17 protein-coding genes and 1 pseudogene are annotated in these 22,187 nt (G+C 71.0%); 6 read left to right on the top strand and 12 right to left on the bottom strand.

What is annotated here, in order from left to right; translation table 11 throughout:
* Nucleotides 1-32: 32 nt before the first annotated feature.
* The 6 genes from ACMXN5_RS39155 to ACMXN5_RS39130 all read right to left on the bottom strand — a co-directional run bounded on the left by ACMXN5_RS39155 (nucleotide 33) and on the right by ACMXN5_RS39130 (nucleotide 5,153).
* Entirely contained in the window at nucleotides 33-1,115 is a 1,083-nt protein-coding gene (locus ACMXN5_RS39155) for a hypothetical protein (RefSeq protein ID WP_439679653.1), read from the bottom strand.
* A 471-nt stretch (nucleotides 1,116-1,586) separates the two neighbouring features.
* Complete coding sequence (locus tag ACMXN5_RS39150; RefSeq protein WP_439679652.1) at nucleotides 1,587-2,606, bottom strand: hypothetical protein; 1,020 nt, start codon at nucleotides 2,604-2,606, stop codon at nucleotides 1,587-1,589.
* 71 nt (nucleotides 2,607-2,677) lie between these two features.
* A complete protein-coding gene (locus tag ACMXN5_RS39145; RefSeq protein WP_380003552.1) occupies nucleotides 2,678-2,806 on the bottom strand; it encodes a hypothetical protein in 129 nt (42 codons plus the stop codon).
* Between the two features lie 531 nt (nucleotides 2,807-3,337).
* Nucleotides 3,338-3,733 carry a hypothetical protein gene (locus ACMXN5_RS39140; protein WP_439679651.1) on the bottom strand — a complete coding sequence of 132 codons (396 nt, stop codon included), beginning with the start codon at nucleotides 3,731-3,733 and terminating at the stop codon, nucleotides 3,338-3,340.
* 96 nt (nucleotides 3,734-3,829) lie between these two features.
* Nucleotides 3,830-4,612 carry a phosphotransferase family protein gene (locus ACMXN5_RS39135; RefSeq protein WP_439679650.1) on the bottom strand — a complete coding sequence of 261 codons (783 nt, stop codon included), beginning with the start codon at nucleotides 4,610-4,612 and terminating at the stop codon, nucleotides 3,830-3,832.
* A gap of 250 nt (nucleotides 4,613-4,862) precedes the next feature.
* Nucleotides 4,863-5,153, bottom strand: a complete 291-nt coding sequence (locus ACMXN5_RS39130; RefSeq protein ID WP_439679649.1) for a hypothetical protein — start codon at nucleotides 5,151-5,153, stop codon at nucleotides 4,863-4,865.
* A gap of 411 nt (nucleotides 5,154-5,564) precedes the next feature.
* Here ACMXN5_RS39130 and ACMXN5_RS39125 point away from each other — a divergent pair, with 411 nt between their 5' ends.
* Entirely contained in the window at nucleotides 5,565-6,428 is an 864-nt protein-coding gene (locus tag ACMXN5_RS39125) for a helix-turn-helix domain-containing protein (RefSeq protein ID WP_439679648.1), read from the top strand.
* A 6-nt stretch (nucleotides 6,429-6,434) separates the two neighbouring features.
* On the top strand, nucleotides 6,435-6,629 hold the full coding sequence (locus ACMXN5_RS39120) for a DUF397 domain-containing protein (protein WP_439679647.1): 195 nt from the start codon (nucleotides 6,435-6,437) through the stop codon (nucleotides 6,627-6,629).
* A 366-nt stretch (nucleotides 6,630-6,995) separates the two neighbouring features.
* Here the strand turns inward: ACMXN5_RS39120 and ACMXN5_RS39115 are convergent, their stop codons facing one another.
* The 4 genes and pseudogenes from ACMXN5_RS39115 to ACMXN5_RS39100 all read right to left on the bottom strand — a co-directional run bounded on the left by ACMXN5_RS39115 (nucleotide 6,996) and on the right by ACMXN5_RS39100 (nucleotide 11,163).
* Nucleotides 6,996-7,400 carry a Scr1 family TA system antitoxin-like transcriptional regulator gene (locus ACMXN5_RS39115; RefSeq protein WP_439681374.1) on the bottom strand — a complete coding sequence of 135 codons (405 nt, stop codon included), beginning with the start codon at nucleotides 7,398-7,400 and terminating at the stop codon, nucleotides 6,996-6,998.
* Nucleotides 7,401-7,524: 124 nt separating this feature from the next.
* A pseudogene (locus ACMXN5_RS39110) lies at nucleotides 7,525-7,677 on the bottom strand (helix-turn-helix domain-containing protein); the annotation flags it as partial.
* A 5-nt stretch (nucleotides 7,678-7,682) separates the two neighbouring features.
* A complete protein-coding gene (locus ACMXN5_RS39105) occupies nucleotides 7,683-8,105 on the bottom strand; it encodes a DUF6879 family protein (RefSeq protein WP_439679646.1) in 423 nt (140 codons plus the stop codon).
* 421 nt (nucleotides 8,106-8,526) lie between these two features.
* Nucleotides 8,527-11,163, bottom strand: a complete 2,637-nt coding sequence (locus ACMXN5_RS39100; protein WP_439679645.1) for a glycoside hydrolase family 3 C-terminal domain-containing protein — start codon at nucleotides 11,161-11,163, stop codon at nucleotides 8,527-8,529.
* 61 nt (nucleotides 11,164-11,224) lie between these two features.
* Here ACMXN5_RS39100 and ACMXN5_RS39095 point away from each other — a divergent pair, with 61 nt between their 5' ends.
* A complete protein-coding gene (locus ACMXN5_RS39095) occupies nucleotides 11,225-11,866 on the top strand; it encodes a TetR family transcriptional regulator (RefSeq protein WP_380037354.1) in 642 nt (213 codons plus the stop codon).
* Between the two features lie 12 nt (nucleotides 11,867-11,878).
* On the opposite strand, the gene ACMXN5_RS39090 is transcribed toward ACMXN5_RS39095, so the two are convergent.
* Together ACMXN5_RS39090 and ACMXN5_RS39085 are read right to left on the bottom strand one after the other, a co-directional pair.
* A complete protein-coding gene (locus tag ACMXN5_RS39090) occupies nucleotides 11,879-14,176 on the bottom strand; it encodes an alpha-L-rhamnosidase-related protein (protein ID WP_439679644.1) in 2,298 nt (765 codons plus the stop codon).
* A gap of 162 nt (nucleotides 14,177-14,338) precedes the next feature.
* Complete coding sequence (locus ACMXN5_RS39085) at nucleotides 14,339-15,241, bottom strand: alpha/beta fold hydrolase (RefSeq protein ID WP_439679643.1); 903 nt, start codon at nucleotides 15,239-15,241, stop codon at nucleotides 14,339-14,341.
* A 277-nt stretch (nucleotides 15,242-15,518) separates the two neighbouring features.
* Between ACMXN5_RS39085 and ACMXN5_RS39080 the strand changes: the two genes are divergently transcribed.
* From ACMXN5_RS39080 to ACMXN5_RS39070, 3 genes are read left to right on the top strand one after another with little or no spacing between them, the layout of a single operon-like run.
* A complete protein-coding gene (locus tag ACMXN5_RS39080) occupies nucleotides 15,519-16,853 on the top strand; it encodes a hypothetical protein (RefSeq protein ID WP_439679642.1) in 1,335 nt (444 codons plus the stop codon).
* Nucleotides 16,854-16,857: 4 nt separating this feature from the next.
* Nucleotides 16,858-19,200 carry an ATP-binding protein gene (locus tag ACMXN5_RS39075; RefSeq protein WP_395793482.1) on the top strand — a complete coding sequence of 781 codons (2,343 nt, stop codon included), beginning with the start codon at nucleotides 16,858-16,860 and terminating at the stop codon, nucleotides 19,198-19,200.
* A complete protein-coding gene (locus ACMXN5_RS39070; RefSeq protein ID WP_439679641.1) occupies nucleotides 19,193-22,186 on the top strand; it encodes an ABC transporter permease subunit in 2,994 nt (997 codons plus the stop codon). Before ACMXN5_RS39075 ends, ACMXN5_RS39070 begins: the two co-directional genes overlap by 8 nt.
* The last annotated feature ends 1 nt before the right edge of the window (nucleotide 22,187 follow it).

Below are 22,187 nucleotides of genomic sequence, written 5' to 3'. Positions count from 1 at the left end.
TGCACGCGGGTCGACCGTTCGGGTGCTCGGCCTCAGCGGGACGCGGGTGTACAACGCGGCCGGGTGCGGGCGGCGTACGACCGGGCGGCCACCGCGAGGGCGAAGCCCAGGCCGCCGAACGCGGCGCCGCCGAAGGCGATCAGCCACAGGGTGCCGGAGCGGGTGCCGCCGATGAGCGGGTCCGGATCGGGGGTGGGGAGCACGTGGAGCGCGGCGAGGGGGGCGTACACCGACAGAAGCACGCCGTACAGCGCGAGCCCGAACGCGGTGAGCGCCGCCGGCACCAGCGGCAGGGGCCGGGGCACACGACGGCCGCCCAGCCACGGCAGTGGACGCGGGAAGCGCTGCCCCCATGGGTACAGCAGCCCGGCGATCAGGAAGAGGGCCACGCAGGCGGCCAGTACGGTCGCGTCGATGCCCACGTCGGCGAGCGCGCGCACCGGGCGGGAGTCGTCGGCGTGTGAGGCATTCCAGCGTTCGGCGGTGATGCCGAGGGCGTCCCCGCCCAGCGTCCAGATGGTTTTCACGGCCATCCACGGCAGGAGGCCGGTGGTCAGGAGGAACGCGGTGCGCCGGGTTCGGCGGGACGCGATCGACGGTGCGGGCCGCTGTAGCGGTGCATCGGCGCGGGCGGCGACATGGTCTTGGCCGCAGTCGGGGCATGCCTCGGTGGATCGACGGTGGTGGGCGAGGACGAGCGTGCTGGTGAGGGTCGTGCTGAGCAGGACGTGGGCCAGGCCGGTCGCGCTTTCCACGCCCGCGCCGGCGGTGATCGTGACCAGGTAGGCGGGCAACGGCGCCATGCCGAAGCCCAGGACGGGGATGGCGCCGAGCAGGACGCCGGCGACGCCGCGATGCGCTCGCCGCGTGCGCGGGGCGAGCAGGCCGGCTGCGCCTGCGACCAAGGCCACCAGTGCCAGGGTGTACTGGACCGCCGGCGAGTGCACGGAGTGGGCCTTCCACGGCACAGCCGTGCCGGTTGCGGCCCACGTCACCTGGACACCGGCGTACACCGTCGCCGACACGGCCGCCGCCGGTGCCCATGCGGACCGGCGGCGCAACGCCCTTGCGGGCGGGGCCGGATCGGCGATGGGCGTGGGAAGGGGAGGGGCCACGACGACCTCCGGGCTCGGTTTCGGGCGGGGTCTCCACCTTTGCCGCGCAGCCGCGCCGGGTCGTCGCCCGACGGACCGCCGCCTGGTCCCCCGGGCGGGGGACGACCGGCTACCCCAAAGGTCGCCGCGCCCGACCGCCGGCACGATCCGACCCGGCCTTCGGCCGAGTGTCCTCAAGCGCCGGACGGGCCGGCTCATGTGGCCCGAACGTTTCGGAGCCCGGCCGGGCTTGGTTGGGTTCGGCCTTCGGCCGGATGTCCTCAAACGCCGGAGGGTCCGGGTTTCGCGGACCGGGTGCTTTTGGCCCGGTCTGGCGCGGCTGGGCCTGGTCCGCGGTTGCGATCGTGTGTGAGGTCGGCTATTCGAGACGAAACCACAGCGAGGAACGTTCGTGCCGGCACGCGACAAAGACGCCGAAGGCTAAGGTCGGTCAGCCCCGACCCGTGTTTTCGGGCCGGGGCCGACACGGTGCTATGCGCCGGACGCCGGTCCGATCTCCACTCGGCCGTTCCGCCCGTCGAGCCACGTCGACTGACCGTCACGGGTCACGGTGACCCCGTGTTGTTCGCGCGAGGGTTCCCCTTGATCGCGCCACGCTTCGTACGCGGCTTCGATCTCCGCCCACAGATCGCGTGGCCCGTGCTCGTTCACCTCGAACGAGTCCGCGCCCGGTTGGTAGTCGATGGATGCCCAGGACTCCCCATCGGCGTACCAGGTCGCGAACCTGTCGCCCTGCCCGAAGTACGTGCGGTGCTCGACATCGGGTAGACGCAGACCGATGGCAAAATCGGCGTGTTCCTCCCTGATGGGTCGTGGGTCTGTCGTGGTGTGTCGAATCCGGCGCGTCTTCGGGTCCGGGATGACGTCACCCACGAACCGCCGACCGTCGAACGCCGAACGCTGCGATCGGGCCCACATGAAATTCACGTTCCCCACGAACGGACCCGATGCCGTGCCGTCGTCGCCGACGACCAGACGCAGCAGTCCACTGACGTTGTACGCATTACCCCAGGGCGTGACGATCACCCCGCCGGGCGTGGTCTGTTCCACCCATGCGTAAGGCACGCGTCGTACCGCCATGGTCGCGATGAGGCGGTCGTACGGTGCGCCTTCCTTGTGCCCCTGCAACCCGTCGCCGACAATGAGCGTCGGCTCGAAGTCGCCGGCAAACAGCGACTCTTGCGCCTGCGCGGCCACGTGCGGATCCACCTCGATCGATGTCACCCGGCCACGAGTGAGCGCGGTAGACAACAGCGCAGTCGACCACCCCGTCCCCGTGCCGAGTTCGAGCACGTTGTGATCTGTGCGCGGGTCGAGCTGTTCGAGCATGAGCCGAACGAGGGATGGCATGGACGCGGACGACGTGGGGATCATGTGTCCGGCGTCCGTCCCGTCATCCACTTGGGTGACCAGTGGGATATCCGCCGCTACCGCGTTTGCCCACGCGTCCGGGTCCGTGCTCCGGTCGATCCGTGCGTCGTCGTCGCCCACCCACACCACGTTGGGGATGTACGGAAGACGGGGCGTGTCCGCGAACACACGCGCCCATACGGGCCGGGCGTTCACTTGTCCTTGTCCGGCTTCGTGGGGTCGTTCGTCGGGATCGGCTTGTCCTTCGGCCATTGCCCGTCCTTCTGCCGTTGCGGGGTCTTGCCGTCCCCGTCTTCGCCCGGCTTTTCGTGGTCGGCCATCGTTGTACCTCCCGAGTTGTCGAGTCGGTATCCATGCTGTCCCTGCCCGCCGGTCGCGGGATGCCGAATACCCATACGGGTTAGAGCTGTTCCACTGCCGCCGGCGGGTGGTCCAGGTCCCGTGGAGCGGTCCGGCCGATGATCGGCACGCCGGACGCTTGCGGGTGCGAGCGGTTGAGCGTGGACCGATCCGCCGAAATTCGGCCGAGTCGTGTCCACAGTCAGCCTGGACAGCGGCGCCGTCCAATTGAATCGGGGGCGGGGTGGGGCAGGGGTCCGGCCAACGGTGGACGGAGGTTGCCGGTTCGCCCTGCCCCCTGCCGCGCACGGATCGGCCGTACGCGGGGGTTGCAAGGGTCAGGGAGGACCGGAGTGTCCGGGAGGGGCGGGAACGTCTTGACGTGGTCGAGGCACGTGTAGACGCTTGCGCCCGCGAGACCGACCGGTGAGTTGATCAGGGCAACGATCACGCAGTCGTGCCGGTAGGCGCGGCAGCGTACGCAGTAGTGGAATGCCGGGGGCGCAGGAGCGTCACGCCATCACTCCCGCCGCGCGCGCCGCGACGGTCCAGTCATGGACGGGCCAGGTCGTGGCTTCGGCGAGTTCGGCGCGCCGTTCTTCCGCTTGTCGCTGTTCTTCAGCCGCTGTTGCTTCGGCGGATTGCCGGCGCCGCCGTTCGGCGAGTTCTTCCGACGTCATCAGGTAAGGCGGGACGACTGTCGCCGAATCCTGCATGGGCGGGTTGTCGTCGGCGGGGGTGGGCGGCACGAAGTCCCGCCATTGAGGCCGGATTTGTGGTCTCGGGTTCGTGGGGTTGCCGGTGTGGGGGCGCTTCGGCTCGGCGGGCCGGGCCTGCCGTCCGGGCGACTTCGGTGGGGTGAGCGGTCGGCGCAGCCAGCCGAGAATGGCAGCGATAAAGTGGGTCACGTCGTCAGCTCCTGTCCAAGGGTGGGCTGTCGGCCGATCCCGGGACCGTTCCAGCGGTCGCCGGGGCTTTTTCATGTGTGGATCGATTCCGGGCCGTCACTGATCGAGCAGCGATGCCCAGCGGGCGACGTGTTCGGGGCTGTCGGCGCATTCGGCGGTCGCCCCGGCCACGTAGGCGCGGATGGCCGCTCGACTCGCCATGCGCCACGCGGGGAACCGGGCCAGCCACGCTCGGGCTTGCGCCGGGTTGTGTCCGCTGAACAGCAGCCACATGTAAAGGCCGGCGTACTCCGCCCACGCGGGACCGAGTACGGCGCGGCCCCAGTCGACCAGCACGACCTGATCGCCGTAGCCGGCGCGCCGGAGCATCACATTCGACGGAACGAGGTCGTTGTGCAGCAAGTGATTGCCGGACAGCAACGATCGTTGGTCGCCGTTCAGGTAGTTGGTCCACTGGTCGGCGAGTGTCGGCAGCGCCAAGCCGTGTGGCGGGCGAATCTGTTGAACTTCCCGCAACGTCGCCGACAGGTACCCGAGATCGGAGTGTCCGGGTGACAAGTCGGCCTGCCCGCCCTTGACGAAGCCGAACAGGAGCACGGTCCACCCGTGCTCGGCGACGCGTCCGAGCAAGGGAGCGGCGAACCGGTTCACGATCGGGGCGAGCAGGGTTTCCCGCCGGTACTGCTCCATCGTGGCGGTGTCGTGATCGGGTGCGGCCTTGGCGAACACCTTGCCGCTGTCGGTGGTCAGGGTGCCGGTGAACGGTGCGTCGCTGTGCCAGGTGGTGATGCGCTCGGATGCGACAACCGGCCCCGTGACCGACTCGACGGCGGACCGGAGCACCTCGGGCAACTCGGGCCATGTGTAGCGCGTACTCATTGTGTCCTCTCGGGTGGGGCCGGCCACGGGGTTGGTGCGGCTGCTACTTCCTCGTACGGACTGCGGGGCAGTGTTTGCACCTGTCGGCGTGGCCGTAGTGCCACCACTCGTGAGCACAGTTCGGGTTGCCGCCCGTGATCTCGTACTCGTCGTCTGCCATGCGCCCTATCTCTCGTGTCGGTAGTGCTGGGATGGTGCGGACCCCGCTCGGCGTTCCTCCCCGAGCGCCCGGTCGGCGCGAACGTGGGTGTCAGCGCGACGCCTTGACCCGGTACAACTCGGAGCCCTTGAGCATGTACGGAGCGCCGCCCGGCGGAAGCACGATGACGACCCGGTCGTTGTCGAGCCCGGCGCACTCCTCGGCCCGTTCCACGCGCCCTGCGGGGTACGTGTCATGGCCGTGTCCGGGCAACGCGGCAACCCAATCACCGACGGCGTATCGCAACGGCAACGGGCGCTCACGCGGCGGAAGTTCGCGCGCTGTGACGATCGGAACGGTTTCTCCGTCCGCGCCCACCACGAAGCCCGCTTCACGGCTCACGACAACGTTCCGGAAGGCGCGCGCCGAACAACCAAGCGGGGGGACCGGGCACGAATCCGGCGGATGATCCATCCCCGAATGGCGTACTGATCCGGGCTCAACGTCCGCAGCACACCAGGCGGATGCTTCGACTTCGCCATGCCACTTCCCTCCAGAGCGTGCGCCTCGGCGCCGGGACCACGTGCGATCGAGACCGACACCGGGGCAGTTCAAGGCGCGACGAACCCGCCGCTCGGCAGGGCGCGGCAAGTCCCAGGATCACCAGTTGGTAGCGGTGATGTCGCTGTACGTAGCGTGCACCCAACGAGTGCTGAAGTGCAACAGATGTACTTGAGAACGTCCTATGTCACTTTCGCGCTGTCTCCCGTGTTGCCGAGACGGCAGACTGACCCACACATGGGAGGTGGATAGGTGCCGATCGAGCAGAACCCGACAGTGCGTCGGCGTCGTCTGGGGTCCGAGTTGCGCCGTCTGCGGGAGCGGGAGGCGCGCACCCTTGACGATGCTGCGGCAGTCCTCGAGTGCCATAAAACCAAGATCAGCCGCATCGAGAACGGGCGTTCCGGGGTTCGAGCCCGTGACGTTCGGGAACTGCTCAATCTTTACGGCGTGGATGATCCCGATGTTCGGGCGACGCTCGAAGCATTGGCTCGGGAAGGTGCCAAGCGTGGCTGGTGGCAGGACTACAGCGATACGCTGCCTTCGTCTTATGCGGATGTCATCGAGCTGGAAGCCGCCGCAAGCTATATCAGAGGCTTTCAAACCCTCCTGATTCCCGGTCTCTTTCAGACCGAGGAATATGCTCGGGCCGTTCATTCTGCCAACCCGGCCGCTATCGATCCGGCGACGACAGAAACTCTCCTCGAAGTCCGCATGGCGCGACAGAGCGTGTTGGAGAAAGTAGATCCTGTTGTTCGCGTAAGCGCGATCATCTGCGAGCCGGCGATCATTACTCCCGTCGGCGGCTCGCTCGTTATGCAAGCTCAACTCGGCAGACTTCTCGAACTGTCGGCACGACCCAACATCGACATTCAAATCCTGCCGATCAGCGTCGGTGCTCATGCTGGAATGAGTGGTCCATTTATCATTTTCGGCTTCCCGCTCGTTGGGGATACCGACGTAGTTTTCTTGGAGAATCTGACAAGCTCTCTCTATGTGGAGAAGCAGGCGGAGACCGACTTCTACACGTTGGTGTACGACAAGCTCAGATCTTCAGCTCTGGCCCCGGAGGCATCTGAAAATGCCATCCGGAAAGCAATCGCAAAACTCCAGTAGAGGTGAATGGTGTTCTCATCAAAGGTCGTAGCCGGTGAATGGCGTAAGAGTAGCTACAGCGGGGCTACAAATGAATGTGTCGAAGCAGCGGGACTCGATAAAGGAGGCGCGGCGGTGCGCGATAGCAAAGACCCAAGCGTTGGCCAACTTGCTGTCAGTGCATCTTCGTGGGCAGCCCTGACGGCTGCACTGCGCGCCTGACGGCACCTCTGATGCCCCGTCGCCCCGACCATGGGGTGGCGGGGCGCTCTGCCACCCGGACAGCGGAGAAGTGCCCCGACCCATTGGCAGGGTGTGTCGGGGTGCAGGTATCGGCAGTTCGGCGAACAGGCGCACGGTGGTTCGGCCTTTGGCCACCTATTGGCCCACGGCCAGGCCGTCGGGTCGGGGTCGGTGAACCGCTCCCGTGGTCGCACGACGTGCGTTCCGGCACGGTCGATCCGGTAGACCGCGAGCCAAATCCCGTCGCCGGGCGCGGTGCCTGTGTGTTCGCTGCCTGCGGTCATGGTGTCGACGCTGGAAAGACTCGTGCCGGTGCTCAACGAACGTGCACGGACTTGCGCGGATTCACTCGAGCGAGTCGATGGCGGCAGTGATCAACGAACGTGCGGGCGCGCCAAACACGGCCATTTCGGCAAGTTCGGCGAACGTCCTTGCGTACATGCCGATTTCGTGGGGCTGGGTGATGGTCGGGAAGGCGGACACCAATTCGACGTTGACCTGTTCGCCGTCGAAGATCCAGAAGTCCTCGACCGGCCACAGCGCGGTGCGGTCCGCCGACAGCGGGACGATGCCGAGGCTGATCGAGGGCAGCGACGCGAGCGAGAGCAGATGGCCGAGTTGTCCGGCCATCGTCTCCGTACCGCCGACCCGATGCCGCAGGACGCGCTCTTCCATGACGAACGCGCACCGGCGCCTGCCCTCGTGGAGTAGTCGTTGCTTGTCCACGCGTACGGCGACGGCGGCATCCAGGTCGTCGGGCAGTGTGCGGGACGTACATGCCCGCGATGCCGCGCGACACGGCGATCAGGTCGGCGGTCTGCCCCTCGGCGCGGCACAGCCTTGTCCAGGCGCGGATGTCGGCGTCGGGCGGTGGCGTGCGGCCGTGTTCGATGCGCGAGCACTTCGACTCGTGCCATCCCGCGCGCCCCGCCAACGCTCGCGCGGTCAGTCCCGCGTCCTTGCGGATCTCCCGCAGGCGCTGTCCGAGGGCCTGCCGCGCCTGTACGACGCTCGACGACGAGGACACGAGGATCAGACGGGTCGGTAGTCCCGGTGGGGCGTGGCCCGTTCCCAGACCGCTTCGAACGCTGTAGTGCACAGCGCGATCACGTCCGGGTCGGTCACCACTTCCTCCCCGGTCATCGTGCCGTCGCCGGCGAAGTGGTTGAACATCACCACCTCGCCGTCGAACAGCCGGAAGTCGGTTCCCGGCAGCGCCAGGACGGCGGCATCCTTCCGCGCCAACCAGCGGACGTCCTCACCCGCCTTCACGAGGAAGAACTGCATCATCCGACGCGGGAACTCGATTACGGTCTCATGGTCGGGCACGTCCATCCGGGCCAACCGGTCGGCGTCGGTGACCTTCCAGGACTGGAACAGGTAGGTATCGGTCTCGTCGTCGTAGTACAGGGTCGGGCTTCCGCTGTTCGGGCTCTCGGGGTCCTTACCGAGCAACTGCCGTGAACGTGCGAGGTGCCCGGAGCGGACCCCGCCGGGTACGCGTGTGCCACGGGTGGTCGGCCGTTCCGCTGTCCCGTACAGAAGTGCCCCGACCCGATGGCACGAAGCCAACAAGTCGGGGCATATTTGCAGCCCGATCGCCGGGCTGAAGCCGCGCGGTTCCGCGGTTCTGGCAGCGGACGCAGAGCGGTCTCATGCGCTCCCACGCGTCCGGATCGGACACCGCTTGCTCAACTCGACCAGGTCACGAAGCCGTTGCCACCTGGTCGACGCGTAACGATCCTCCGAGGTAGGAGCACGCAACGGCTCAGCCTCTCGGCGGTGCTCGGCGCAGCGTCCACCATCGGTCGGTTCGGGGCACCCGTGGCCTGCCCGGGCCCGGTTCGCCTGTACCGACCGGGTGGGGTTGGTTGGGTTAGGTTTGGGTGATTGTGGGGTCGGGGGTGGGGATTGTCAGGGTTGTGGTGAGGGGGAGGTTGGTGCTGGAGCTGCCGATGTGCAGGGTGTATGTGCCTGGTTCGGTTTGGCGGCCCCTGCCCGCCGCCCAGTGTTGGAAGGCTCGGGACGGGATGTGTAGGTCGACTGTGGTTTCCGTGTTGGGGTTCGCGGTGGCGTGGGTGTAGGACGCCAGCCAGGACACCGGGCGTTCGACTTCGCTGTCGGGGCGGCTCAGGTAGGCCTGGATCAGGTGGCGGCCGGGGCGGTTGCCGGTGTTGCGGACCGTTACGCGGGCTACGAAGTCCGGGCCTGATGTGAGCGTTTCGACCGCTACGTGGGTCCAGGTGGTCCAGCCGAGGCCGTGTCCGAACGGGTAGGCCGGGGTTGCGCCTGCCCGTGCCCAGCCGCGGTGGCCGATGTGGATGCCCTCGGTGTAGTCCAGGCGGCCCGCGATCGGCGTGGTGGTCAGGACCGCCGCGTCGTTCTCGTACGCGGGCCAGGTCACCGGGAGTCGGCCGCCCGGCTCGACGCGCCCGAGCAGGACGTCGGCCAGTGCCGCGCCGAACTCCTGCCCCGGGAACCAGCCGACCAGGATCGCCGCGACCTCCGACCGCCACGGCAGCAGTACGGGCGAGCCGCTGTTGAGCACCACGACCGTGTTCGGGTTGACCTCGGCCACCCGGCGGATCAACTCGTCCTGGCGGCCCGGCAGGGACAGGTGGATGCGGTCGCGGCCCTCGCTGTCGCTCTCCTCGGTGCTGCCCACCACCACGATGGCCACCTCGGCGTCGGCCGCCACCGCGACCGCGTGCGCCAGGTCCTCGTTCTCGTGCGCCGCCGGCGGGTCGACGCCCAGGACGAACCCGGTGCCCGGGCGTTCCAACGCGAACTCGTGGCGCAACCGCAGTTCGACCTCCTGGCCGGCCTTCAGGTCCAGTTCGGCCCACCGCTCGGGCGGGGTCAGGATGCCGCCGAGCGGATCGTCGGTGACCAGGTCCTCGTCCACCACCACGACGTCGTCCGCGGCCAGCCGGAAACGGCCCACGCCGGCCACCCCGACGCGATGCGGTCCGTCCTCGCCGACCTCCAGGACGCCGACCGCCTCGATCGCCACGGCCCGCGCCACGATCGGATCGTCCAGCCACAACAACCGTCCGCCGCCCCGCAGTTCCTCGTGCAGCACGTCGCCGTCCGGGCCGAAGAAGCGCACCCGCAGGCCACGCGCGCCCGACTCCGGGTCGCGCACCTCGGCCTCGGTGACCGCCGGCAGGCGATGCCGGATCCGCGCGCCGACGGCGTGCTCCACCCGCACCTCGGGCCCGAGCGCCGCCCGCAAGCCCGCGAGCGGGCCGATCGTGTACGGCGGGATCACCGTCGCGCTGCCGCCGCCCTGGATGCGCGGCGTGTCCGCGTTGGGCCCGAGCACCGCCACGCGGCGCAGCCGGCCCGGATCCAGCGGCAGCGCCGTACCGGTGTCGCGCAGCAGTACGATGCCCGCCGCGGCGGCCTCGCGCAGCAGCGCGGCCGGCTCCGGCGCGGGCACGGGCGCGGGCGGGGTCGGGCCGACGCCGTCGAGCGCGCCGACCCGGGAGGCGAGGAGCAGCAGGTGCCGCACCTTGTCGTCCACCGCCCGCTCCGGCACCCGTCCGTCCCGGACCGCCGCCACCAGGGCGGCGCCCCAGGGCTGGTCCGGACCCGGGCCCGGCATCGCCAGGTCCAGGCCCGCCCGCCCGGCGCCCTCGGTCGAGCGGGTCGCGAACCAGTCCGATACGACCAGCCCGTCGAAGCCCCACTCGGTACGCAACGGTGTTTCCAGCAGCGGACTTTCCGTCATCGTCACACCGTCGACCGAGTTGTACGCGGCCATCAGCGCCCAGACGCCGCCCGCACGCACGATCTCCTCGAACGCGGCCAGGTGCACCTCGTGCAGCGCCCGCTCGGACATCCGCACGTCGACCGAGTAGCGCTCGGTCTCCGAGTCGTTGGCGGTGTAGTGCTTGACCGTGGCCGCCACGCCGCCCGACTGCACGCCGCGCACCAGTGCCGCGCCGATCCGTCCGGACAGCAGCGGGTCCTCCGAGTAGCACTCGAAGTGCCGCCCGGCGTAAGGGCTGCGCTGGAGGTTGACGGTCGGGCCGAGCACGACGTCCACCCCCTTGCGGCGCGCCTCGCCGGCGAGCAGTACGCCGACCCGCTCGACCAGGTCCTCGTCCCAGGAGGCGGCGAGCGCGGTCGGGCAGGGCAGCGAGGCGGACGGCTCACGCTCGTCGAAACGTTCGCCGCGCACGCCCGCCGGGCCGTCGCACAGCACCATCTCGCGCAGTCCGATCGCCGGTTCGGCGGCGGTGCGCCAAAATCCCGAACCGGTGAGCAGTCGGACCTTGCGTTCCAGATCCAGTTCCGCGAGCGCGGCCTCGATCCGCGCGTGCGTTTCGGAGTCCCGGGCACGGGCTTCCGGCGCACGGGCTTCCGGCGCACGGGGATCCGGTCCACGCTGATCCGGCACGCGCGGCGGGGCCGGTGAGTCGATTTCGGGTGACGCGGCGGCGCCGTACGCCGTCGCGACCGGGGGCAAGGGGTGGGTGCGGTCATCATGACCGTTGGCCTGCGACACGAGGGGCACACTACATTCAATACATTCCAGCTGGAATGCTTTCACGAGGGGAGCCGGACGGATGTCGGATCGCACGGGGGCGCGGGGCCCGTACGCGCGAGGAGTCGCACGACGGCAGGAGATCGTGCACGCGGCCCTGGAGGTCTTCGCCACGCGCGGCTACGACGCGGTGTCGCTGCGCGAGATCGCCGCCCAGGTGGGCCTGTCCCATACCGGGCTGCGCCACCACTTCGCGTCCAAGGAGGACCTGCTCACGGCGGTGCTGCGGTACAAGGACGAGTTGACGCTCACGCCGGACGAGCCGGTCGACGTCTCCGGGATCGCCTGGGTGCGGGCGAGCCGGGACGTGGTCGCGCTCAACGCCCGGCAACCGCTGCTGATCCGGCTGTTCGCCACGTTGTCGGTGCAGGCCACCGATCCGGCGCATCCGGCGCACACGTACTTCGTCGAGCGCTACCGGATCGCGCGCGAGATCGCCACGCGGCACCTGGCCCAGGCCCGGGACGACGGCGACATCGCCGCCGACGTGGACGCCGAGCACTGCGCCGAGTTGATGCTGGCCGCGATGGACGGCCTCCAGGTGCAGTGGCTGCTCGAACCCGATCGGGTGGACATGGTCGCCGCGTACGGGCAGTTCCTGGACCGTTTCCTGGCCGTGCTGGCCGTTCCGCCGCCCGAGGACGGCGGAACGGCGCAGCGGTAGGCGGCCGGGCGCTCAGCCGGCCGAACGCGCGATCGTGTGCCGGCCCGCAGGGTAGGGCCGGCCCGCGTGTACGAAGGGCAGCGGGCTGTCCACGGTCAGCTCCGTCGGCGTCACGACCACGCCGATCGGGCCGGCCGGGCTCGGCACCGCGCCCTCGGCCCGGGTCAGCCGACCGAGCGCGGGTTCGATCCGGGCCACCGCGAACCCGGGCTCGGCCGGCTCGACGCCCAGCACCCGGGTCATCAGGTCGCGGGTCGGCGTCGAGGACCAGCCGTGGCTGACCGTGCCGCCGTACCAGGTCTCGCTCCACGAGGTGTCGCTGCGCTCCAGCAGGACGAGCCAGTCCAGGCACAGGTCCGCGATCAGGTCGGCCCGGCCGGCCAGGGCCAGCGCGTCGTGTACGACGTAGCGGAAGAACGGCTGGGCCCGGACCACCTGCCGGCCGGTGTCCCACCACGGCTCGGGCGGCCCGGCCCGCAGGTGTGCACCGCCGACCTCGGTGTCCGAACCGGGCTCGGCGGGACCCTTCGCGGCGCTGAACGCGGCGTGTACGAGGGCGCTTTCGTCGGTGAGCACGTGCACCAGGCGATCGACCCGCGCCGCCGGGACCAGGCCGCCCACCAGTGCCGCCGCCTGCCCGTGCTGGGACGCCATCGGGCGCCGCCGGCCGTCGGCGATCGAGTCGGCGTAGCGCTCGCGCTCGGGATCCCACAACCGCTCGAACCCGGCCGCCAACCGGGCGTGCGCGGCGCGCGCCCACTCGGCCCGGGAGCGATCGCCGAGCCAGGACGCCAGTTCGGCGAATTCGAGCAGCGCCCGACCCCACAACCCGCACAGCGCGGCCGAGACACCCTCGGTGTGCACGGCCGACCAGTCGATGATCACCCAGCCGAACACGTCGGTGGGCAGGCCGGTTTCGTCCAGGAACGGGACGAACCAGCGCAGCACCCGCTCGACCACGGGCAGCAGTTCGGCGATCTCCTCGCGGTCGCCGACATAGCGGTACAGGTTCCACACCGAATGCACCCAGTGCAGCGCCCAGTCCGGGATGACGGTGAAGTCGGCCCACTCGGCGTCGCCCGCCACCGCCATCGGCAACATGCCGTCCGGGCGCGGCGACGCGGCCAACCGGGGATGCCAACGGGCCAGCCGCCAGTCGTCGTTGGTGGTCAGGTCGACCATCTGGTGCACCACCGCGTCGCCGGTCCAGGCGCGCTGTTCGCGGGTGGGGCAGTCGAGGTAGGCGTCGGCCGAGCACAGCGTCACCGTGCGCCGGCCGATCCGCCAGATCTGCTCCAGGCGCGGGTCCGAGCAGGCGAACCACGCGTCGCCGGTGACCGGATAGGTGCGATCGCGGACCGCCACACCGTGTACGACGACGCCGTCGGCGGCCTCGACGAGCGCGCCGCGCAGCCCGTAGGAGTCCACGGATTCGAGGGCGCGGCGGGTGCCGTCGGCGGTCATGGCCAGGCTCGCGTCGTGTTCGCCGGGTGCGGGCCGCCCGGTCGGGTCGGCGAACTCGGCGGTGCGGACCAGCACTTCGGCGCCCGCCGGGCCGCTCGCGTCGACCACGAGCGTGCCGGAGAGCACCCGGTCGGCGGTGTACGCGCCGTCCTCGCACGGGGTCAGCGCGATCAGGCGCGGCTGCGGCCAGGCGATCGGCCGGCCGCCGAACGGGCCGCCGGGGTAGCTGGGCGGCTCGGGGCGGCCGGGTTCGCCGGTGGTCATCGCCCGCCGCAGCACCGCCGCGGGCCAGCCGGGGTCGCGGTCGGGACGCTGCCAGTCGGCGGGCAGCGCGCGGGCGTCGAGCAGTTCGCGCCCGCGCCCGGAGACGCTGCCGCCGCCGGGGGTGGCGGTCCAGCCGGACAGGACCCGGCCCCGCCAGCGCTCGTCGGTGTGGAACCAGGTGTCCGGGCCGAGCCGGGCCTCCAGGACGAAGGCGCCGTGCACGAGGTCGTTGGCGAACGGCGACGGCGGCAACCACCACGCCGTGGGGCCGTCGTGTACCCAGGCGAGCGCGGTGACGACGTTGGTGCCCGGGCGCAGCGCCGGGGCCAGGTCGAGGTCGTCGTACGGCCGCATGCGCGGATTCGCGCGCACCGGTCCCCGGGCCACCTCGACCCCGTTGACGGCCAGCGCGTAGCCGGACAGGGCGACCAGGCGCGTGGGCACCCGCTCGGGGACCCGGTCGAGCTCCAGGACGGCCCGGAGCGCGACGGTGTGCCGCCCGGTGGGCGGGCCGTCCGGCGACTCGGCCCAGATCCATCGGGCCCGCCAGCGTCCGGGCGGAAAGTCGTTATCGGCGATCACGCGATCGTTCCTTCGTGTCGGGGAGGTGGGTGCGGCCGGGTCGGGGAGGCGAGCAAGGCGCACCCGGACGCCCTGGGCGCTTGTACGCCCGGGGCGGGGCCTGGGGCGGGTCCCTGGGGCCGGTCCGGCGGCGCGGGGCCGCCTGGAGCCGCCCGAGGCGCTTCAGCGAGCCAGATGCTCGCGAACCGCAGCCAGCCACTCCTGCGGCTGCTCGGTCTGCGGGCTGTGCTTGGCGCCGGCGATCACACGCAGCCGCGCGCCCGGGATGCCCGCCGCGAACTGTTCCGCCGCGCCGCGCAGGCGCCGGTCGTGTTCGCCGACCACGACGGTGACCGGGCAGGAGACCTCGGCCAGCCGGCCGACCAGCGACGGGTACGTGCCGAGCGCCTGCGCGCAGCCGACGAACGCGGCGCGGTCCATCCCGGCCAGTGCCCGGGACTGCCGCTCGCGGCGGGCCAGGTCATCGGGCGAGGCGTCGGCGGGCGCGCGGGTGAACGGTTTGAGCAGCGTGAGCAGCGGGCCGAGGCCCCACCGGCCGACCACCGCGTTCAGGCCCCGGCTCAGCACCCGCTGGACGCCGGTCGAGGTGGGTTCGGCGGCGGTGTCCATCAGCACCAGCGAGCGCACCCGGTCGGGGTGGGCCAGCGTGTAGCGCAGCGCCAGCACACCGCCCATCGAGTGGCCGAGCAGGTCGAACGGCTCGGGCAGCATGCGCTCGGTGAACGACTCCAGGTCGGCCGCGAGGTGGTCGAAGGTATAGGCCGACCGCTCGCCGAATTTGGCGCTGTCGCCGTGCCCGCGGTGGTCGTACGCGAGCACCCGACGATCATGGGCGAGCAGCGGCGCCACGCCGTCCCAGTCGGCGGCGCTGCCCGCGAATCCGTGCAGCAACAGCAGCGGTGCCGCACCCGATCCGGGGTCGGCCGAGGGCAGGTCGCGGTACCGCAGATCCGCCGCCGACCAGGGCGAACGGGGTGGGTCGGGGTGATGCGCTCGGGCCTCGCCGCGGGTACCGCCGGCGAGGAGTCGGGATGATGCCGTCCACGAAAGCCTTCCATCTGGCATGTATTCGATGTTAGCGTCCCGCCGTCGTGATGTGACACACAAATCCCCCGGATTCCCGACGGCCCGGACCTCGCGCCCACCGTCTCGACTCCCGATCCGCCGCCGCACGTCGGTGCTCCCCGGCATCGCCGCCACCTCCGCCCGCACCACCCGAACCCGCGATCCGAATCCGAGATCCGAAACCCGCGATCCGAACCCGCGGCCCGAACCCGCGATCCGGACCCGCGATCGAACCACCGTTGATCCATTGCTTCCTTTGAAGGACAGGTGAGCCGTTGTGTTGCTCCGAGGAGACGGACCCGCTCCCGCGCGACGTATCGCTGTAGGCGTCCTGCTCGCCGCCTTCGGCCTGACCGCCGCGGCCGGCTGCTCGGTCGAGAAGACGTCGGACGCCAAGAAGCCCTCGGGCCCGGCCGCCGCCCCGAGCGGCCCGGCCCGAGGCGTCACCGACACCACCGTCAAGCTCGGCGTCGCCGCCACCGACCCCGCCCAGCTCAAGGCCTTCGGCGTGCCCACCGAGGGCCCGGCGAGCAAGGACCTGTACGCCGCCTGGGTCGCCGCGCAGAACAAGCGCGGCGGCGTCCAGGGCCGCACCATCGAACTCGCCTTCCGCCCGTTCCTGCCCACCGGCCCCGCCGAGGCGCAGGCCGCATGCGTGGAACTGAGCGAGGACAAGAAGGTGTTCCTGGCCATCGGCATCCTCACCGGGGACACCCCGCTGTGCTTCACCGAGACGCACGGCACCCCCTACCTGGGCCAGTGGGGCCAGTCCGCCGAGCGCGACCGCCGCTCGAAGGCCCCGTTCGTCGCCCTGGAGATGGCCGACGACCGGCAACGCGCCGCCGCTGTCAAGGCGTTGCTCGACCAGAAGTCGTTGCAGGGCAAGAAGGTCGCGCTCTACTGGGAGGCCCAGGACGCGGCCGTCACCAAGAACACCGTCAAGCCGCTGCTGGACGCGGCCGGCGTCGACGTGGTCGTGCAGACCCCGCTCGACGACTACGGCAAGGACCAGGCCGCCGGCGACCAGGCATTGGACACGCTGGTGCAGAAGATGCGCTCGGCGGGCGCGGACACCATCCTCAACACGTCCAACTTCTCCAACCTGATGATCGCGCTGCAACGCGCGAACTGGCTGCCCGAGCAGGTGTACGCCACCTCGGCCCAGGCGCTGAGCCCGGCCGTGGTCAAGACCACCGGGATCAAGCCCGCCACCATGGAGCGGGTGACGGTGGCCGCGCCGTACATCCCGACCAAGGCCGAACTGCTGGCCGATCCCGGGCTGACCGCGTGTGTCGAGGAGTACAACGCGGGCGGCACCGGCGAGAAGTTCGACGCCGGCGCGGCGAGCCGCGAGGCGCTGAGCGCGGTGGCCAACTCGTGCGCCGCGTTCCGGCTGTTCGTCCAGGCGTCCGACGCCGCCGGCCGCGACCTGAACGCCGCGTCCTGGCAGCGCGGCGCGGAATCCCTGACCAAGCTCACCCTGCCGGGTATGCCGCTCGCCTCGCTCGGCGCCGGCAAGCACAGCGCGGGCGACGCGGTCGGCGTATTCCGCTGGGACGCGGCGCAGAGCCAGATGCTCCCGGCCGGACCGCCGATCTCCGCCGTCAAGTGAGCCCGTGACGGCACGCGAAATCCCGAGAAAGGCCCAGCACATGGACGGCGGCACCGCCGCACCCCAGCGGGACGGCACCGGAGGCGAGCGCGGCGATCTGGCCGACCTCGCCGGTGCGGTCCTGGATGAATCACCCCCGACGGCCGCGCGACGGCCGTCGGGCCGGTCGCGGCGGTCCGCCGGCGGCGCCGACACCACCGTCCCCGGTGTCGACCCGGCCGGCAAACCCCCCGCCGAGAGCCCGACCCTGCGGCAGGGACTGCGTCGCGGCGGCACCTCGGTGTTCACCGTGCTGCTGATCCTGACCGCGCTCGACGAACTCGAAGGCGCAGCACTGGCGGTGCTCGCCCCCGACATCAGGGACAGCCTGGGCGTCGGCAACGGCACGATCGTCTTCCTCGGCGTCGCGGCGGGCGCGTTCACCGTACTCGGCGCGGTGCCGATGGGCTGGATCGCGGACCGCTTCCGGCGCGGCCCGGTGATCGGCGCGTCGACCGCGTTCTTCGCGATGATGGTGTTCCTGTCGGGCTTCGCGATGAACGCGTTCATGTTCTTTTGGACCCGTTTCGGCGCGGGGGTGGCCAAGTCCAACAGCGGTCCCGTGCAGGGGTCGTTGCTCGCGGACACCTACCCGATCGGGATCCGCGGCCGGCTCGGCGCCTCGATCGGGGTGAGCGGCCGGCTCTGCGCGGTGCTCAGCCCGCTGGTGGTCGGCGGGATCGCGGCGGCCGTCGGCGGGCCCGACGGCTGGCGGTGGGCCTACTACCTGCTCGGCCTGCCGGTGGTGATCTTCGCCGCGTTCGCCTTCTTCCTGCCCGAACCCCCTCGCGGGCAGTGGGAGAAGACCGACGTGCTCGGCGAGGTGATCGAGGACGAGAACCCGCCGCCGATCTCGATCGAGGCGGCGTTCGCCCGGCTCGGCCGGATCCGCACCCTCAAGACGGTCATCCTCGCCTTCGCCGCCATGGGCTTCGGCCTGTTCACCACGCCCGTGCTCGGCAACCTGTTCCTGGAACAGGAGTACGGCCTGGGCGCGTTCGAGCGCGGCATGGTCGGCACCGCGGGCGGCGTCGCCGGGTTGCTCGTGCTGCCGTTCGTCGGCCGCTACTACGACCGGCGGTTCCAGGAGGACCCGGCTCGCGCGCTGCGGTTGATCGGGCTGCTGATCGTGCCGTCGGCGCTGTTCGCGCCGCTCCAGTTCTTCGCCCCCAACCCGGTGTTGTTCGCCGTCTTCGGAGTGCCGCAAGTAGTGCTGCTTTCCTGCGCGTTCGCGCTGATGGGTCCGCTGATGCAGACGATCGTGCCGTATCGGCTGCGCGGCCTGGGTACCGCGATGGCGTCGATCTACGTGTTCTTCATCGGCGCCACCGGCGGCGGCCTGGTCTCCGCGCCGCTGATCGACGGCTTCGGTCCGCGCACCGCGGTACTGATCACCCTGGTCCCGGCCACGATCATCGGCGGCCTGCTGATCATGCGCGGCGCCGAGCACGTACACGGCGACCTCGCGCTGATCGTCGCCGAACTGCACGAGGAACAGGCCGAACACGAGCGCCGGCAGGCCGAGCCGGACCGGCTGCCGGTGCTCCAGGTCAACCACGTGGACTTCTCCTACGGCCAAGTGCAGGTCCTGTACGACGTCGGCTTCGAGGTGCGCCGCGGCGAGGTGCTGGCCCTGCTCGGCACCAACGGCGCGGGCAAGTCGACCATCCTGCGACTGATCGCGGGCCTGGCCACGCCGGAACGCGGGGTGATCCGGCTGAACGGACGCACCGTCACCTTCGTCGCCCCCGAACAGCGGGTGCGGATGGGCATCGTGTCGCTGGCGGGCGGGGCGGGGGTGTTCCCGGGGATGAGCGTGCGGGAGAACCTGGAGATGGGCGCGTACATCCACCGCGCCGACCCCGACCTGGTGCGCGAGCGCATCGAGCGCTCGCTCGCGCTGTTCCCGCGCCTGGTCGAGCGGGCCGACGAACCCGCCTCGGCGCTGTCGGGCGGCCAGCAGCAGATGCTCGCGTTGGCGATGGCCCTGCTGCACGACCCCGAGGTGTTGCTGATCGACGAACTCTCGCTCGGCCTCGCCCCGGCGATGGTCGGCGAACTCCTCGAAGTGATCGAACGGCTCCGGGCCGAAGGACTGGCGATGATCGTGGTCGAGCAGTCCCTGAACGTGGCGATGTCGATCGCCGACCGGGCGCTGTTCCTGGAGAAGGGCCGCATCCGGTTCGAGGGCGCGGCGGCCGACCTGGCCGAACGCGACTTCGTCCGGGCGGTGTTCCTGGGCGGCGACACGGGAGCGGACACCTCGCACGAGCGCAGCGCATCCGGAAAGAGCGTCGACCATGGCTGACCTGATGACCCGCCAGATCGCCTTCGACGGTCTGGTCAACGGCCTGGCGATCGGCCTGATCGCGCTCGGCGTGGTGCTGGTGTACCGATCCAGTCGGGTGATCAACTTCGCGGTCGGCAACCTCGGCGTGATCGGCGCCGCACTGCTGCCGCTGGCCGTGATCAACTACGGTGTGCCGTTCTGGGCCGCGCTGCTCGGCGCGCTCCTGGTCGGCACGCTCGCCGGCACCATCGTCGAACTCGCGGTGATCCGCCGCCTGTTCCACTCCGCCCGGGTCACCGTGCTGATCGCCACCATCGGCGTGGCCCAGGCATGCGTGGCCGCGGTGCGCTCGCTGCCCGACGTGGACGGCGCGGTCCGGGCGAGCTACCCGGTGGCCATCGACGCCCAGTGGCAGATCGCGGGCGTGCGGGTCACCGGCGCCCAGGTGTGCGTCCTGGTCGTGGTGCCCGTCGTGGCCGGCGGGCTGACCTGGTTCCTCGGCCGCACCACCCGGGGTCGGGCGGTCACCGCCTGCGCGGAGAACCCGGACCTGGCCCGCACCGTCGGGATCAGTCCCAAGATCGTGTCCACCGTGGTGTGGACCATCGCCGGCCTGCTGTCCACGCTCGCGATGATCCTGATCGCCGGCCAGTCGGGCCGGGTCTCGGCCACCGCCGATCTGGGTCCCAACACCATGGTGCGGGCGATGGCCGCCGCGGTGATCGCCGGACTCACCTCGTTCCGCTGGTCGATGCTCGCGGGCGTGCTGATCGGCGTGCTCCAGGCGGCCGTTCGGTTCAACTTCGTCGAACAGACCGGCCTGGTCGACTTCCTGCTGCTGTGCGCCGTGGTCACCGCGGTGTGGGTGCGCGCTCGGCGCGACGCGCGTACCGACCAGCGGGCCGGGACCCGGGCGTTCGCCACCGGACCACGACCGGCCCCGATCCCGGAGCGGTTGCGTGGGGTGTGGTGGATCCGGCACATGAACAAGCTCGCGCTGATCGTCCCGCTGCTGATCGCCGTACTGCTGCCGCTGGTGGTCACCCAGGCCTCCCGGCACCTGCTCTACGGCACGATCCTCGCGTTCGCGATCTGCGCCTGCTCGCTCACCGTGCTCACCGGCTGGGCCGGGCAACTCTCGCTCGGCCAGATGGCGTTCGCCGGACTGGGCGCGCTCACCGCCGCCGCGCTCACGCGCGGTGTGTCGATCGACATCGGCGGCGACCGCACCATCGCCTTCCAGGCCCTGCCGTTCGCGCCCTCCGTGCTGCTGGCCGCGCTGGTCACCGCCGCGTTGGCCGCGATCGTCGGCGTCGGTGCGCTGCGGGTGGACGGCATGCTGCTCGCGGTCAGCACCTTCGCGCTCGGCGTCGCAGCGGCGGCCTACCTGTACCGGCGGCCGTTCCTGACCGACGGCAACGCCTCCTCCGTGCCGATGCCCAGGGGCGACCTGCTCGGTCTGGACCTGGCCGACGAACGCACCTACTACTACGTGCTGTTGGTCGTACTGATCGTGGTCCTTGCGCTGCTCGCCCGACTGCGCGCCCACGGCATCGGGCGGCGCACCATCGCGGTCCGGGACAACCCGGAGGCCGCCGCGGCCTGCACCGTGCCGCCGCTGCGTACCAAGGTCACCGCGTTCGCCCTGTCCGGCGCGATCGCCGGTCTCGGCGGGGCGCTGCTCGCGGGCAGCGTGCAGAGTGTGCCGCTGACCGAACGGTTCTTCCAGGTGTCCGACTCGTTGACCCTGGTGGCGATCGTGGTGATCGGCGGACTCGGGTCCACGATCGGTCCGGTGATCGGCTCCGTGTGGGTGGTCGGCCTGCCGGCCTTCTTCCCCGGCAATGCCCTGGTGCCGCTGTTCGCCTCCAGCATCGGGCTGCTCGTCCTGCTCCTGTACTTCCCCGGCGGACTCGCCCAGATCGGCAACGCGGCCCGCGCCGCGCTGCTCGACTGGGCGGAGCGGCGGCTCCCCGAGCCGAGCGCGGCGCCGGCGCCGGCATCGGCGTCGACGCATGCGCCGAAACCGGAACGTGCCATGCGGGTTCGGGAGCGGGCCGAGGCGTCCGCCGCGCCCGACGAGGCAGCCGCGCCCGACGCGCCCGTGCTGGTCACCCGCGACGTGTCCGTGCGCTACGGCGGCAACACCGCCGTCGACAAGGTGTCCATCGAGCTGCGCCCCGGCGAGATCCTGGGCCTGATCGGTACCAACGGCGCGGGCAAGTCCACCCTGCTCAACGCGATCGGCGGCTTCGCGCCGGCCACCGGCTCGGTCGAACTGTTCGGCCGCGACGTCTCGCGCCTGGCCCCGGCCCGGCGCGCCGCGCTCGGCCTGGGCCGCACCTTCCAGGCGGCCCGGTTGTTCCCCGAACTCACGGTGCGGGAGACGGTGTTGGTCGCGTTGGAGGCGCGCGGTCGATCCGGCCTCGCGGGCACCGCCCTGTTCCTGCCCGCCGCCACGCGCGCCGAACGCCGGCGGCGGGCCGAGGCCGCCGACCTGATCGACCTGGTCGGCCTGGGCCGCTACGCCGAGACCCCGGTGGCCCGACTGTCCACCGGAACCCGGCGCATCGTCGAGTTGGCCAACCTGATCGCGCTCGACGCGAAGGTGTTGTGCCTGGACGAGCCGACCGCCGGCGTCGCCCAGCGCGAGACCGAGGCACTGGGTCCGCTGCTGCTGCGGCTGCGCCGGGAGTTGCACGCCGCGATGATCGTGATCGAGCACGACATGCCGTTCATGATGTCGATCAGCGACCGGCTGTACTGCCTGGGCGCGGGCCGGGTGATCAGCGAGGGCACGCCGGAGGAGGTGCGCTCCGACCCGGCGGTGATCGCCGGCTACCTCGGCACCGACACCCGCGCCATCGACCGCTCCGGAGCACTCGGCGCCGGCGCCCCCGTCGCGCCGCGACCCGTTTCCGTCGCCGCCCCCGTCCCCGCCCCCGCTTCTGTTTCCGTTCCCGCCCCGCCGCACCTCGCGGCCGATCCCGCGCCGGAGAGCTGAC

The sequence above is a fragment of the Embleya australiensis genome (genome assembly GCF_051903075.1).
Lineage (GTDB): Bacteria > Actinomycetota > Actinomycetes > Streptomycetales > Streptomycetaceae > Embleya.
This window is presented reverse-complemented; position numbering and strand designations above follow the sequence as displayed.

Coding starts and splice junctions, on each gene's coding strand:
- ACMXN5_RS39145 (WP_380003552.1), bottom strand. CDS start 2,806: ATGGCCGACCACGAAAAGCCGGGCGAAGACGGGGACGGCAAGACCCCG.
- ACMXN5_RS39135 (WP_439679650.1), bottom strand. CDS start 4,612: ATGAGTACGCGCTACACATGGCCCGAGTTGCCCGAGGTGCTCCGGTCC.
- ACMXN5_RS39120 (WP_439679647.1), top strand. CDS start 6,435: ATGGTGTTCTCATCAAAGGTCGTAGCCGGTGAATGGCGTAAGAGTAGC.
- ACMXN5_RS39095 (WP_380037354.1), top strand. CDS start 11,225: ATGTCGGATCGCACGGGGGCGCGGGGCCCGTACGCGCGAGGAGTCGCA.
- ACMXN5_RS39085 (WP_439679643.1), bottom strand. CDS start 15,241: ATGCCAGATGGAAGGCTTTCGTGGACGGCATCATCCCGACTCCTCGCC.
- ACMXN5_RS39070 (WP_439679641.1), top strand. CDS start 19,193: ATGGCTGACCTGATGACCCGCCAGATCGCCTTCGACGGTCTGGTCAAC.